This window comes from Leclercia sp. CFBP8987, from assembly GCF_034044995.2.
In the GTDB taxonomy this organism is placed as follows: Bacteria; Pseudomonadota; Gammaproteobacteria; order Enterobacterales; family Enterobacteriaceae; genus Enterobacter; species Enterobacter tamurae.
This window is the reverse complement of sequence record NZ_CM188255.1, coordinates 1,388,172-1,401,967: the sequence shown is the minus strand read 5'-3', so window position 1 is coordinate 1,401,967 and position 13,796 is coordinate 1,388,172. Positions and strand designations below refer to the sequence as shown.

Here is a 13,796-nt window from a genome sequence, read left to right as displayed (position 1 = left end):
AAGCGAAGCGCCGCCGGGCAAAACACTTACCGGCGGTTGCCGAAGATGCGCAGCAGCATCAGGAACAGGTTGATAAAGTCCAGATAGAGCGTCAGCGCCCCGAGAATCGAGTACTTGCGCAGGTTAGAGCTGTCGCGGACGTCGATCTGCTCCCCAATATTTTTCAGCTTCTGCGTGTCGTAGGCCGTCAGGCCGACAAACACAATCACCCCGATATAGGTCACCGCCCACATCAGCGCTTCGCTCTTCAGCCAAAAGTTAACCAGCGAGGCCAGCACGATACCAATCAACGCCATAAACAGCATGTTGCCCATGCCGCTCAGGTCGCGTTTGGTGGTGTAGCCGTAAAGGCTCATCGCGCCAAACATCCCGCCTGCCACCACGAAGGTGCTGGCGATCGAGGAGTAGGTGTAGACGATGAAGATGCTGGAAAGCGTCAGGCCGGTCAGCGCCGAGTAGAGCATAAACAGCGTGGTGGCCATCCCGGCACTGAGCTTATGCACCAGCCCGGACAGGACAAACACCAGCGCCAGCTGGGCGATAATCAGACCAAAAAAGGTAATTTTGCTGGAGAAGACAAACATCATCACGGCAGGCGTGTTTGCGGAAAACCAGGCGACAAACGCGGTGAGCAGCAATCCGCAGGTCATCCAGCCATAGACCTGCGCCATATAAGTTTGCAGGCCGCTACGGGTCTGCACGATAGAATCGGAACGGGGAAATCTGTCCATAACGCACTCCTTTTTAAGTGGACACACTGTTATAGCCTAACACATCCCCGCAATCCGGCTACCAGCGGCTGGCAGCGTCCTTGTCGCTGTCGCGTGATTCCACCCAGCGATCCCCTTCCGGTGTGGCTTCGCGCTTCCAGAACGGGGCGCGGGTTTTCAGATAATCCATAATAAACTCGCCTGCGGCAAAGGCGCTGCCACGATGGGCGCTGGTGACGCCCACGAAGACGATCTCTTCTCCGGGCCACATCTCACCGATGCGGTGGATCACCGTTACCCGACCGAGCGGCCAGCGCTCCCGCGCCTGATCGACGATCTCCGTTAACGCCTTTTCGGTCATCCCCGGATAGTGCTCCAGGGTCAGGGCCTTTACGCTGTCGCCCAGATTATGGTTACGCACTTTGCCGGTGAAGGTAACCACCGCCCCGTCTTCGTCACGCTCCGCCAGCCAGGTGTATTCGGTGCCGACGTTGAAACGCGCCTGATCGACGACGATTTTGGTCTCTGTCATCTCAGCCCCCGGTGACCGGTGGGAAGAAGGCCACTTCATCGCCCGACGTAACCGGATGGTTGAACTCCACCAGGGTCTGGTTCACCGCCGCCAGCAGTTTGCCCGCGTCCAGCGCCAGTGCCCAGCGGTCGCTCTGCGCCGCCAGATGCGCCCGCAGCGCTTCCACGGTGTCGAACTCACTCTCCAGCGTCAGGCTGTCGGTATTCACCAGCTCACGCACCTGCGCAAAAAAAAGTACCTTAATCATTCTCTTCCGCCCTGAAATCACCTGATTTACCGCCGCTTTTCGCCAGCAGGCGAACCGGGCCGATGACCATGTCTTTCTGTACCGCTTTGCACATGTCGTAGATGGTTAACGCCGCCACCGATGCGGCGGTTAAGGCTTCCATCTCCACCCCGGTCTTGCCTGTCAGGCGGCAGAGTGATTCGATGCGCACCCGGTTATGCTCCGGCTCGGCCCGCAGGTTAACCTCGACTTTGCTGAGCATCAGCGGATGGCACAGCGGGATAAGATCCCAGGTGCGTTTCGCCGCCTGGATCCCGGCGATCCGCGCAGTGGCGAAGACGTCCCCTTTGTGGTGACTGCCGTCAATGATCATGGCCAGGGTTTCGGGGAGCATGGTGACGAACGCTTCCGCGCGCGCCTCACGTACGGTTTCGGCCTTGGCGGAAACATCCACCATATGGGCTTCGCCCGCGGCATTAATGTGGGTCAGTTGCGACATAGCTTACTTCTTCAGATGGGGATGGAAATTACACGGACGCGTACGGGCATCCAGCTGTGGGGCAATGACGTTTTCCCACGCGGTGCGGCAGGCTTTGGTGGAGCCCGGCATGGCAAAGATCACCGTGTTGTTGGCAATACCGGCAACGGCGCGCGACTGCAGCGTGGAGGTGCCGATCTCTTCAAACGACAGCATGCGGAACATCTCCCCGAAGCCTTCGATCTCGCGATCGAACAGCGGCAGCAGCGCTTCCGGAGCCTGATCGCCCACGGTAAAGCCGGTCCCGCCAGTGATTAAGACGACCTGCACGTTGTCGCTGGCTACCCAGCGCGACACTTCCGCGCGAATGGCGTAGCGGTTCTCTTTGACGATGACCTTGTCGACAATCTGGTGCCCCGCCTCGTGGGCCGCATCGCGCAGCCAGTGGCCGGAGGTGTCATCCTCTTCACCGCGACGTTCGGACACGGTAAGGATAGCAATACGCGTCGGGATAAATTCAGCGCTTACCTGACTCATCTTCTGATTCCTTTTGCGATTACCCGCCGATGTAGGACAGGTTCTGGGTGATCCCGGTGTTGCCCTGATGCAGGAAGTGGGTCTGTTTTTTGTGCATCAGCGCCTCAGAAATGCGCGCTTCCAGCGCCTGCTGCTGGGCGTCATCGGCCAGCAGATCGCGCAGGTCCACGCCACCGTCGCCAAACAGGCACAGGTGCAGCTTGCCCACCGACGAGACGCGCAGGCGGTTACAGCTGGCACAGAAATCTTTTTCATACGGCATGATAAGGCCGATCTCCCCTTCGTAGTCGGGATGACAAAAGACCTGCGCCGGGCCGTCGCTGCGCTGGCGAAGCTGATGGATCCAGCCGCGTTTGAGCAGTTCATCGCGCAGCACCATGCCGGAGATGTGATGGCGGGAGAAGAGATCGCTTCCCTCGCCGGTTTCCATCAGCTCGATAAAGCGCAGTTGAATGCGGCGGGGTTTGATCCAGGCCAGGAAGGTCTCCAGCTGATGATGATTCACATCGCGCATCAGCACGGTGTTGACCTTCACCTTATCGAAGCCCGCCGTAAAGGCCGCATCGACGCCCTCCATCACCTGGTGGAATTTATCCTGGCCGGTGATGGCGTGAAACTGGCGGGCATCGAGGCTGTCGACGCTGACGTTGATGGCCGTCAGCCCCGCGTCGCGCCATTCGGCGACATCGCGTGCCAGACGATAACCATTGGTGGTCACCGCAATCTGACGGATGCTGTCGTTTTCGCGTACCGCGGCGATGATGTCGGTGAAGTCACGGCGCAGCGAGGGTTCGCCGCCGGTCAGACGGACCTTCTCCGTGCCCATGGCGGCGAACGCACGCGTCACGCGGCGGACTTCGTCCACGGAGAGAAAGCCGTTATTAGTGATGCCGCCGGGTTTGTAGCCGTCCGGCAGGCAGTAGGTGCAACGGAAATTGCACACATCGGTAATAGACAAACGCAGGTAAAAAAACTTACGCGCGAATGCATCGGTAAGTTGTGAAGCCATGTACACCTTTCCTGATACGGGAGGCACAGTCATTTCTTTCTGTACCCTGGTGGCGAAACCGCCACGGCCAGAGCACCATATCTGTCGACACAGGCGCAAAGGCTAGAGTGTATGTTTTCGATTTCGAAAACGTGGTTATGCCGATAGTAGCTCGTTAAAAGCAGTTTCGCTATTATCGTCTTTCGTTATATAAACTTGTATATATCGTCATGATCATGCCATTTCGTCCCAGAATACGTCATTATCATATTATTGCATTGATATATGTCATTTAGCCCCGGGCGGAGCATCGTCATTTAGGGGTAGTTGAGTTACTGTTAAGGTGTTCGTCTTACTAAGGAATTTCTATGCGCAATCGCACTTTTGCGGATCTCGACCGCGTTGTCGCTCTCGGCGGAGGCCACGGACTGGGCCGGGTGATGTCCTCGCTGTCATCCCTCGGTTCACGGCTAACCGGGATCGTGACGACCACCGACAACGGCGGTTCAACCGGGCGAATTCGTCGTGCCGAAGGGGGGATCGCCTGGGGGGATATGCGCAACTGCTTAAACCAGCTCATCGCCGAACCCAGCGTCGCTTCGGCAATGTTTGAGTACCGTTTTGGCGGTAATGGCGAACTTTCGGGGCATAACCTCGGAAACCTGATGTTAAAGGCGCTGGATCACCTTAGCGTGCGGCCTCTGGAGGCGATCAATTTAATCCGCAACCTGCTCAAAGTGGATGCGTTTTTGATCCCGATGTCCGAACTTCCGGTCGATTTAATGGCGATCGACAGTAACGACCATGAAGTGTATGGCGAAGTGAATATCGACCAGCTGGCGCTGCCGCCGAAAGAGCTGATGCTCTACCCCACCGTTCCGGCGACCCGTGAAGCGGTGGAGGCCATTGGTGAAGCGGATTTAATTCTGGTCGGCCCCGGCAGTTTTTACACCAGCCTGATGCCGCTGCTGCTGATTAACGAGCTGGCCCAGGCGCTGCGCAGGACACCGGCGCCCGTGGTCTACATCGGCAATCTGGGTCGCGAGCTCAGCCCTGCCGCCGCCGGGCTTTCGCTGTCCGCTAAGCTGGCGCTGATGGAGCAGTATGTCGGGAAAAAGATTATCGATGCGGTGGTGGTCGGGCCTGGGACTGATGTATCAGGCATGGAAGGCCGGGTGGTAGTGCAGGAGCCGCTCGAAGCGAGCGACATTAAGTACCGCCATGACCGGCATTTACTCCGCGTGGCGCTGGAGAAGGCGGTGCAGGGGTTGGGTTAGGATAGCGCAGCCTGATGCCCTCATCCCGGCCTTCTCCCACAGGGAGAAGGTGCAAACCCTAAAAATGGCAGCCGAAGGCTGCCATTTTGCTTTTACCTAGGACGCCGCAATAAACAGGTCCCGCAGCTGATGCAGCTGGTCGCGGATCTGCGCCGCCTCTTCGAACTCCAGGTTCTGCGCATGCTGCATCATCTGCCCTTCCAGCTCGTGAATTTTCTGCTGCAGCGCTTTTGGCGTCAGAGCAACGGTATCGGCCTCCACCGGTGAACGTGACTTGCCGCGGCCCTTCGCTTTGGTTTTGGCGATGTTCTGGCCGAGCGCAAGGATATCCACCACCTTCTTGTTCAGCCCCTGCGGCGTGATGCCGTGCTCTTCGTTGTACTGCTGCTGCTTCTCGCGACGGCGTTCGGTTTCGCCGATCGCTTTCGCCATCGACGGGGTGATCTTGTCGCCGTAGAGAATCGCTTTGCCGTTAACGTTACGCGCCGCACGACCGATGGTCTGGATCAGCGAGCGCTCGGAGCGCAGGAAGCCCTCTTTGTCGGCGTCCAGAATCGCCACCAGCGACACTTCCGGCATATCCAGCCCTTCACGCAGCAGGTTGATCCCCACCAGCACGTCGAACTCGCCAAGACGCAGGTCGCGGATGATCTCCATACGCTCCACGGTGTCGATATCCGAGTGCAGATAGCGCACCTTCTCGCCGTGCTCCTCGAGGTATTCGGTAAGATCTTCCGCCATGCGTTTGGTCAGGGTGGTGACCAGCACGCGCTCGTTGATGGATGCCCGGGCGCGGATCTCTGACAGCAGATCGTCCACCTGGGTGCCAACCGGACGCACTTCAATAATCGGATCCAGCAGGCCGGTGGGACGCACCACCTGATCCACCACTTCGTCGCCCGATTTCTCCAGCTCGTAGTTGCCCGGCGTCGCGGAAACGTAGATGGTCTGCGGCGCCAGCGCCTCAAACTCTTCAAACTTCATCGGACGGTTATCCAGCGCTGACGGCAGGCGGAAGCCATACTCCACCAGAGTCTCTTTACGCGCCCGGTCGCCGCGGTACATCCCGCCAATTTGCGGAATGGTGACGTGGGATTCGTCCACCACCAGCAGGCCATCCGCCGGCAGGTAGTCAAACAGGGTTGGCGGCGCCTCGCCCGGCCCACGGCCAGAGAGATAGCGCGAATAGTTTTCGATCCCGGAGCAGTAGCCCAGCTCGTTCATCATCTCGAGATCAAACTGGGTACGCTGGCTGATGCGCTGCTCTTCCAGCAGCTTGTTATTATCCAGCAGCGTTTTGCGGCGATCCGCCAGCTCAACCTTGATGTCTTCCATCGCCTGCACGATGCGCTCGCGCGGGGTGACGTAGTGGGTTTTCGGGTAGACGGTAAAGCGCGGAATAATCGACTCCACGTGGCCAGTCAGCGGGTCAAACAGCGACAGTCGCTCCACCTCTTCATCGAACAGCTCCACGCGCAGCGCGAAGTCGTCCGACTCCGCCGGGAAGATGTCGATAACCTCGCCGCGAACGCGGAAGGTACCGCGCTGGAACGCCTGATCGTTGCGGGTGTACTGCAGCTCCGCCAGACGGCGCAGGATGGCGCGCTGATCGATAATCATCCCCTGGGTGAGGTGCAGCATCATCTTCAGGTAGAGATCGGGGTCGCCGAGGCCGTAAATGGCGGACACCGAAGCCACCACCACCACGTCACGACGCTCGAGCAGGGCTTTGGTCGCGGAGAGACGCATCTGCTCGATATGCTCGTTCACCGAGGCATCTTTTTCGATAAACGTATCAGAGCTCGGGACGTAGGCTTCCGGCTGGTAGTAGTCGTAGTACGAGACGAAGTACTCCACCGCGTTATCGGGGAAGAACTCTTTCATCTCGCCGTACAGCTGCGCGGCCAGGGTTTTATTAGGCGCCAGCACCATCGTCGGCCGTTGCAGATCGGCGATCACGTTGGCGACGGTAAAGGTTTTACCCGAACCCGTCACCCCCAGCAGCGTCTGGTGTGCAAGCCCATCCTCCAGCCCCTCTTTCAGACGGCGAATCGCTTCAGGCTGATCGCCGGAAGGACGGAAAGCGGAATTCAGTTTGAACGGTTTACTCATGAACGGCGACCTGATGATGGTTAATACGGCAGGTGTGTAATTTTACTCCTCATGGCTATTTTTGCCAGTAATTTATACTGGATATAAACCCAGTAGCATCCGCGCCATTTTGTGCCACCACCAGCAGGAATCAAGCGAAGCTGCGTAAAATTTCGGCTGTAACGGGATAAAATTCCAACAGGGGTCGGTTATCCCCAGAATTTTTTGTTTTTTAACATTTGTCAAGGCGAGCCGCCGGACAGTAGCCGATCAAATTGACACTTTGATGACAATGATTGCTTTTATTTAAAGCGTTGATCTGCATTAAAGTTTTCAAAAAGACGCGTTTCGCAGCAATTCAGGCGCAGGCCGCGTATTCTCTCGCTTACCCTGTGTTTTCTAACTCTAATGCACATGGTTATCCACAGGAATAGTGGATAACTGCCTCCAGCCCATACGGAACGTGACTCGGCCCGTTCCCGGTTTTTACCCACAGCGGGGCGGTAAAAAATTTTTATCACCCAATTATGGCGATCTTATGACAAAAAACAGCGAAAGAATTGGTGAGGCACTACTCACATTTTAACCAAAATAGCACCTGCACCAGCAACCTCATTCAGGGCCCCGACGCGGTGCAGGGTTCGGGCCTCGTCGTGCTGATTTTTGAGCCAATTCTTAAAAAAGGAGCTTTAATCGCCGTTTCCCGGGCAGTGGCAAGAGTCTTGCAGAGTATCAAGGTCGCCGTTACCTGAAAAGGAGCATTACCATGTTAAGCCTGCGCGCCGTAAATCAGTATTACGGGGATCGCCACACCCTGTGGAATGTTGACCTCGATCTCCCTCCTGGCGTCTGCACCGGCGTCGTCGGGCTACCCGGGATGGGGAAAACCACCCTCGTGAGCTGTATTGCCGGCCTGCTGCCTATCGCCAGCGGTACCATGGTCTGGCACGAGGCTCCCGGTGCAGTACACCAGGCCGGGACGGAAATTAGCGTTGTGCCGCAGGACAGGCGGATCTTTTCGCAACTGACGGTGGAGGAGAATCTGCATATCGCGCAGATGGCGAAAGGCATCGCGGGCGGGTCGCTGAGCCGCGACGTTTTTGAGTTTTTCCCGGAGCTATACCCGCTGCGCCAGCTGCGGGCCTCCGGCCTGAACGACGACCAGCAGTATCAGCTGGCGCTGGCGAATGCGCTGGTGACCCGCCCTCGCCTGCTGATCCTCGACGAGCCCAGCCGCGGCACCGGGCAGCTGTTTACCGTCAAGCTGGCGCAGCTGCTGCTGAGGTTCAACCGGGAGCTCGGGCTATCGGTGCTGCTGGCCGAGCAGCACCTCTCCCTGATCCGGCGAGTGGCGGATCGCTTTTGCCTGCTTTACCGGGGGCGAAACGTGGCGCAGGGCCGGGTCAGCGAGCTGGATGACCCGCTGATTGCCCACTGGATGGGGCCGACGGCGTCAGCGCAGTAAGGTCGAGGTATTGCCCGACGGCTGAGGTGTCGGCCTGCTCGCCCAGCCAGGGGATCTCCCCCAGCAGCGGCGCGGAGAGCACGCGTCTGAGCGTCGCCATGTATTCGGCATGGCGTTTGCCGGGCACTACCACCCCGTTCGCCACCCAACCGGCAAAATGCAGCCCCGCCTGGCGGATCGCCTGCGCGGTCAGCATCGCGTGGTTGATACACCCCAACTTCACCCCCACCACCAGGATCACCGGCAGGCGCTCGGCCATCACCCAGTCGGCGAAGGTCTGCTCCTGGGACAGCGGCGTGAACCAGCCGCCCGCCCCTTCCACCAGCACCCAGTCAGCCTGGATCTCCAGCGCCCGCAATCCTGCCGAGAGGGTGGCAAACTCAATGGGCCGCTGCTCGTCAGCGCTGACGATATGCGGCGACGTCGGCTCGGCGAAGGTATAGGGATTCACCGCCGGGTAGCTCAGCGCCAGGCTGCTGTTGCGCTGTAATGCCAGAGCATCGCTGTTGCGCAGCCCCTGCGCAGTCATCTCGCTGCCGGAGGCCACCGGTTTGTAGCCAGCGGTGTGGCGGCCCAGCGCTCGTGCGGCCTGTAACAGGGCGGTACTGGCGACGGTTTTACCGACTTCAGTGTCGGTACCGGTGACAAAATAACGTTCAGTCACGTTCGATAATTCCATGAAAAAGTTGATAAGAGAGCGGGAATTTTCCCGCCTGCTGAGGCCAGGCCTGCGCCAGTTGCTGCAGCTGGCCGCGGGTTAACGGCTTATCGGCCCGCCCGGCGTGCAGATGGGTGGCGCCGATCCCCTTCAGGGAGTGCATGGCGCTAAGCGCATCGTCAAACAGCAGGGTGACGGTCTGAACCGCACAGCGGTATTGCCAGCCGGAGAGGGCATCGCTCACCTGCTGCCCGCTCAGAAAGCGGTTGGCGTGCGGCTGGGTGTCCACTGCCTGCCAGGCCTGATTCAGCTCCGGCAGCGAGCCGTTGAGCAGCGTGGTGAAAGCCACCTTGCCCCCCGGCTGCGTCACCCGCCAGAGCTCGGCCAGCGCCCGGGGCAGGCTGGCGCACCACTGCACCGCCAGATGGCTCCAGACCAGGCTGAACTGCGCATCGGCCAGCGGAATGGCTTCGATATCGGCCTGCAGATAGCTGTCGGCGGCCTGGTTGCGGCGCGCCTCCTCCAGCATCGGGGCGCAGAGATCCATCGCCGTCACAACGCTCCCGGTCTGGCGCCATGCCAGGCTGTTGCTCCCCGGGCCGCAGCCAGCATCCAGCACGCTGGCGAACCGGGTCTCTGCCAGAAAGGCCCGCAGCCCGTCGGCACTTTGCCGCTGGAGTGCATCGTGGCGGGAATAACTCTGCGCCGCCCGGCCGAAGGCGGCGGCAATCGCCTGTTTATTCACCTGCGACATGCAGCGCCTCCACTAACGCGGTGATATCCGCCGGTTGATGGGCCGCCGTCAGGGTCAGGCGCAGGCGCGCCGTGCCCGCCGGGACGGTGGGGGGACGAATGGCCGTTACCCAGATCCCCCGCTCTCTGAGCCTCTGCGCCAGGTGCAGGGCGCGTGCGTTTTCGCCGACGATCAGCGGCTGAATGGCGCTCTGCGAGGCGGTGATCTGCACCGGCAGATCGCGCACGCCCGCGCGGAACTGGTCGATCAAAGCTGCCAGCCGCTGGCGACGCATTTCGCCCTCGTCGCTGCGAATAACGTTAAACGCCGCCAGCAGCGCCACCGCCTGGGCAGGCGGCATGCTGGTGCTGTAGATCAGATGTCGGGCGAACTGCAGCAGGTAGTCGGCAACGGCGTCGCTGCACAGCACTGCCGCCCCGCTGACCCCGACGCCTTTGCCAAAAGTCACCACCAGCAGTTCTGGCTTCACGCCCTGGCTGGCGGCGCTTCCGCGCCCCTCCGGCCCGGTGACGCCGATGCCGTGGGCGTCGTCCACCAGCAGCCAGCTGCCCCGGAGCTGGGCCGCCGCATGAATCACACCCAGCGGTGCGTTGTCGCCGTCCATGCTGAAGATCCCCTCGGTCACCACCAGCTGTTGTCCGTCGCAGGGTTTATCCAGCAGCGAGTCCAGCTGGGCGACATCGTTATGGGCGAAGCGCCGGAGTTGGGCCGGGCTATGGCTGGCGGCTTCCAGCAGCGAGGCGTGGCTTAAGCGGTCGGCGACAATGCGATCCTCTTTGCCGGTCAGGGCGGCAATCAGCGCCTGATTGGCGGCAAAGCCGGAGATAAACAGCAGCGCGCGCGGGTAGCCGAGCCACCCGGCAAGGTGCTCCTCCAGGGCCTGATGCGCGTGGGTGTAGCCGCTGACGTGGCCGGAGCCGCCGCTGCCCACCCCATACTGCTCCGCACCCTGCTGCCAGGCGCGGATAATCTCAGGGTGCTGGCTCAGACCGAGATAGTCATTGCCGGAGAAGTTGCAGTACCGCCGCTGCTCACGGATGAGAAAGCGCCCGGCGCCGTTCTCCACCGGGGTGCGCACGCGCAGGGCGTCTGCCGCCCGGCGTGCGTCGAGGGCGGCATCGATGCGTTGTTGCCAGGTCATACCGTCGCCGCGTTATAGAACTGGTCGGTATCGGCGTTGAAAAGCTGCTGTTCGAGCTGGTGCTGCTGCTCGTTATCGCCGGTCAGCACCGCGGTCTGCTGCGGATTCAGTCCCAGCTTGCGGAACAGCTGCACGTCCTTGTCCTCTTCCGGGTTCGGGGTGGTGAGCAGCTTGCACCCGTAGAAGATGGAGTTAGCCCCGGCCATAAAGCACATCGCCTGGGTCTGCTCGTTCATCTGCTCGCGGCCCGCCGAGAGGCGTACGAACGAGGTTGGCATCATCACCCGCGCCACCGCAATGGTGCGGATAAAATCAAAGGCGTCGACGTCGTCGTTGTCCGCCAGCGGGGTGCCCTTGACCTTCACCAGCATGTTGATCGGCACGCTCTCCGGCGGGGTCGGCAGGTTCGCCAGCTGCAGCAGCAGACCGGCGCGATCGGTCACCGTTTCGCCTAAGCCGACAATTCCGCCCGAGCAGACCTTAATCCCCGCATCGCGCACTTTGTCCAGCGTGTCCAGGCGCTCCTGATAGGTACGGGTGGTGATGATGTTGCCGTAGAACTCCGGGGAGGTGTCGAGGTTGTGGTTGTAGTAATCCAGCCCCGCCGAAGCCAGGCGCTGGGCCTGGGTATCGTCCAGCGTGCCGAGGGTCATACAGGCTTCGAGGCCCATCGCCTTCACGCCCTGCACCATCTGCTCGAGATACGGCATGTCACGCTCGTGCGGGTTTTTCCAGGCTGCGCCCATGCAGAAGCGGGTCGAACCAGCGTTTTTCGCCTGACGGGCCGACTCCAGCACCTGCTCCACCTCCATCAGGCGTTCGGACTCGAGACCGGTTTTGTAGCGCGCGCTTTGCGGGCAGTATTTGCAGTCTTCCGGGCAGGCCCCGGTCTTGATCGACAGCAGGGTGCTGACCTGAACCTGCTGCGGGTCGAAGTGCTGACGGTGGATCTGCTGCGCTTCAAACAGCAGTTCAAGCAGGGGTTTTTCAAATAATGCAGTGACTTGCGACAATGTCCAGCGAGCCTGGTGAGCCATGGGGCGTCTCCAAAGGGGTTTAGTTCAGGATGGGTTCGGTTTATACTCGTAAACCTAAATGTTTTCAAAATGGTTTACAAGTCGATTATGACAACGGACGATCTCGCCTTCGATCGGCAACACATCTGGCATCCCTACACCTCCATGACCCAGCCCCTGCCGGTCTATCCGGTAGCGGAAGCGCACGGCTGCGAGCTGACTTTGGCCAGCGGCGAACAGCTGGTGGACGGTATGTCCTCCTGGTGGGCGGCCATTCATGGCTACAACCACCCCCGACTCAACGCGGCGATGAAAGCCCAGATTGACCGCATGTCGCACGTGATGTTCGGCGGGATCACCCATCAACCGGCAGTGGATCTCTGCCGTCGGCTGGTGGCGATGACCCCAGAGACGCTGGAGTGCGTCTTCCTGGCCGATTCCGGCTCGGTGGCGGTGGAAGTGGCGATGAAAATGGCCCTGCAGTACTGGCACGCGAAGGGCGAAAGTCGCCAGCGATTTATCACCTTCCGCAACGGCTACCACGGCGATACCTTTGGCGCGATGTCGGTGTGCGATCCCGACAACTCGATGCACAGCCTGTGGAAAGGCTATCTGCCGGAAAACCTCTTCGCCCCGGCGCCGCAGAGCCGCTTTGACGGCGCGTGGGATGAGATGGACATGGTCGGCTTTGCCCGCCTGATGGCCGCCCACCGTCATGAGATTGCGGCGGTGATCCTCGAGCCCATCGTGCAGGGCGCGGGCGGGATGCGCATGTACCATCCCGAGTGGCTGAAGCGTATTCGCAGGATGTGCGACCGGGAAGGTATTCTGCTGATTGCCGATGAAATTGCCACCGGCTTCGGGCGTACCGGCAAGCTGTTTGCCTGCGAGCACGCGGGCATCACCCCGGACATTCTCTGTCTCGGCAAAGCCCTGACCGGCGGTACCATGACGATGTCGGCTACCCTCACTACCCGTCAGGTGGCGGAGACCATCAGCAACGGTGAAGCAGGCTGCTTTATGCACGGCCCGACCTTTATGGGCAACCCGCTGGCCTGCGCGGTCGCCAGCGAGAGCCTGGCGTTGCTGGAGAGCGGCGAGTGGCAGGATCAGGTGGCCGCCATCGAATCTCAGTTGCAGGAGGAGCTGGCGGTGGCGCGGGATTCGGAGTTTGTCGCCGACGTGCGGGTGCTGGGGGCAATCGGCGTTGTCGAAACCACCCATCCGGTGAACATGGCGGCGCTGCAACGCTTCTTCGTGGCGCGCGGCGTCTGGGTACGGCCGTTCGGCAAGTTAATCTATCTGATGCCGCCGTATGTGATTCGCCCGGACCAGCTCAGCAAGCTGACCCGGGCGGTGGTGGATGCCGTTCAGGCGCCTGCGCACTTTACGCGTTAGTTTATAGGTTACACTTCTGGCAGAGCTCATTACGGAGAAACAGGATGAAACTTATCAGTCAGGATCTGCGCGACGGCAATAAACTTCCGCTGCGCCATGTGTTTAACGGCATGGGTTACGAGGGGGATAACATCTCCCCGCATCTGGCGTGGGACGAGGTGCCGTCGGGCACCAAAAGCTTTGTTGTGACCTGCTACGATCCGGATGCCCCTACCGGCTCCGGCTGGTGGCACTGGATTGTCGCCAATATTCCCGCCGATACCCGCGTGCTGCCGCAAGGCTCCGGTTCCTCGCTGGTGGCGCTGCCGGAGGGTGCCGTTGAAACCCGTACCGACTTTGGTAAAGCGGGATACGGCGGCGCGGCCCCGCCGAAAGGCGAAACCCATCGCTATATCTTCACGGTGCATGCGCTGAATGTGGAGAGAATAGAGGTGGATGAAGAGGCGAGCGGCGCGATGGTAGGCTTTAACGTCCATTTCCACACCCTGGGCAGCGCGTCGATTACAGCGATGTATTCGTAAAAAA

General features: G+C 60.3%; 15 protein-coding genes and 1 riboswitch. Of the genes, 4 read left to right on the top strand and 11 right to left on the bottom strand.

Translation table 11 applies throughout. The features are described from left to right. Window positions 1–26 precede the first annotated feature (26 nt). The 6 genes from SOM40_RS06650 to moaA form a co-directional block, all read right to left on the bottom strand. Window positions 27–731: a Bax inhibitor-1/YccA family protein gene (locus tag SOM40_RS06650; RefSeq protein WP_106992421.1), complete on the bottom strand. Its 705-nt coding sequence runs from the start codon at window positions 729–731 to the stop codon at window positions 27–29. Between the two features lie 58 nt (window positions 732–789). After that, a complete protein-coding gene (gene moaE / locus SOM40_RS06645) occupies window positions 790–1,242 on the bottom strand; it encodes a molybdopterin synthase catalytic subunit MoaE (RefSeq protein ID WP_320530721.1) in 453 nt (150 codons plus the stop codon). A gap of 1 nt (window position 1,243) precedes the next feature. Beyond that, on the bottom strand, window positions 1,244–1,489 hold the full coding sequence (moaD, locus tag SOM40_RS06640) for a molybdopterin synthase sulfur carrier subunit (protein ID WP_262673057.1): 246 nt from the start codon (window positions 1,487–1,489) through the stop codon (window positions 1,244–1,246). Next, entirely contained in the window at window positions 1,482–1,967 is a 486-nt protein-coding gene (gene moaC / locus SOM40_RS06635; protein WP_059308466.1) for a cyclic pyranopterin monophosphate synthase MoaC, read from the bottom strand. The genes moaD and moaC overlap by 8 nt, the downstream gene beginning before the upstream one ends. Window positions 1,968–1,970: 3 nt before the next feature. After that, the gene (moaB, locus tag SOM40_RS06630) at window positions 1,971–2,483 is read right to left on the bottom strand and encodes a molybdenum cofactor biosynthesis protein B (RefSeq protein WP_320530722.1); all 513 of its coding nucleotides are present in this window, start codon (window positions 2,481–2,483) and stop codon (window positions 1,971–1,973) included. 19 nt (window positions 2,484–2,502) lie between these two features. Continuing rightward, complete coding sequence (gene moaA / locus SOM40_RS06625; RefSeq protein ID WP_320530723.1) at window positions 2,503–3,492, bottom strand: GTP 3',8-cyclase MoaA; 990 nt, start codon at window positions 3,490–3,492, stop codon at window positions 2,503–2,505. After that, a riboswitch (molybdenum cofactor riboswitch) is annotated at window positions 3,480–3,614 on the bottom strand. (Overlaps the previous gene by 13 nt.) Window positions 3,615–3,839: 225 nt before the next feature. On the opposite strand from moaA, the gene yvcK reads away from it, so the two are divergent. Further along, on the top strand, window positions 3,840–4,748 hold the full coding sequence (gene yvcK, locus SOM40_RS06620) for a uridine diphosphate-N-acetylglucosamine-binding protein YvcK (RefSeq protein WP_106992416.1): 909 nt from the start codon (window positions 3,840–3,842) through the stop codon (window positions 4,746–4,748). Between the two features lie 96 nt (window positions 4,749–4,844). Here yvcK and uvrB read toward each other — a convergent pair whose 3' ends face one another. Continuing rightward, window positions 4,845–6,860: an excinuclease ABC subunit UvrB gene (uvrB, locus tag SOM40_RS06615; protein WP_106992415.1), complete on the bottom strand. Its 2,016-nt coding sequence runs from the start codon at window positions 6,858–6,860 to the stop codon at window positions 4,845–4,847. 745 nt (window positions 6,861–7,605) lie between these two features. Between uvrB and SOM40_RS06610 the strand changes: the two genes are divergently transcribed. Beyond that, window positions 7,606–8,304 carry an ABC transporter ATP-binding protein gene (locus SOM40_RS06610; RefSeq protein WP_261642362.1) on the top strand — a complete coding sequence of 233 codons (699 nt, stop codon included), beginning with the start codon at window positions 7,606–7,608 and terminating at the stop codon, window positions 8,302–8,304. Here SOM40_RS06610 and bioD read toward each other — a convergent pair. From bioD to bioB, 4 genes are read right to left on the bottom strand one after another with little or no spacing between them, the layout of a single operon-like run. Beyond that, window positions 8,243–8,968 carry a dethiobiotin synthase gene (bioD, locus tag SOM40_RS06605; protein WP_320530724.1) on the bottom strand — a complete coding sequence of 242 codons (726 nt, stop codon included), beginning with the start codon at window positions 8,966–8,968 and terminating at the stop codon, window positions 8,243–8,245. The genes SOM40_RS06610 and bioD overlap by 62 nt on opposite strands. After that, on the bottom strand, window positions 8,961–9,716 hold the full coding sequence (bioC, locus tag SOM40_RS06600; RefSeq protein WP_320530725.1) for a malonyl-ACP O-methyltransferase BioC: 756 nt from the start codon (window positions 9,714–9,716) through the stop codon (window positions 8,961–8,963). Before bioC ends, bioD begins: the two co-directional genes overlap by 8 nt. Continuing rightward, window positions 9,700–10,857 carry an 8-amino-7-oxononanoate synthase gene (gene bioF / locus SOM40_RS06595; RefSeq protein WP_320530726.1) on the bottom strand — a complete coding sequence of 386 codons (1,158 nt, stop codon included), beginning with the start codon at window positions 10,855–10,857 and terminating at the stop codon, window positions 9,700–9,702. Before bioF ends, bioC begins: the two co-directional genes overlap by 17 nt. Beyond that, complete coding sequence (bioB, locus tag SOM40_RS06590) at window positions 10,854–11,894, bottom strand: biotin synthase BioB (RefSeq protein ID WP_166181901.1); 1,041 nt, start codon at window positions 11,892–11,894, stop codon at window positions 10,854–10,856. Before bioB ends, bioF begins: the two co-directional genes overlap by 4 nt. 87 nt (window positions 11,895–11,981) lie before the next feature. Here bioB and bioA point away from each other — a divergent pair, with 87 nt between their 5' ends. Both bioA and SOM40_RS06580 read left to right on the top strand, forming a co-directional pair. Beyond that, a complete protein-coding gene (gene bioA / locus SOM40_RS06585; RefSeq protein WP_414672292.1) occupies window positions 11,982–13,271 on the top strand; it encodes an adenosylmethionine--8-amino-7-oxononanoate transaminase in 1,290 nt (429 codons plus the stop codon). Window positions 13,272–13,315: 44 nt separating this feature from the next. Beyond that, entirely contained in the window at window positions 13,316–13,792 is a 477-nt protein-coding gene (locus SOM40_RS06580; protein WP_320530727.1) for a kinase inhibitor, read from the top strand. The last annotated feature ends 4 nt before the right edge of the window (window positions 13,793–13,796 follow it).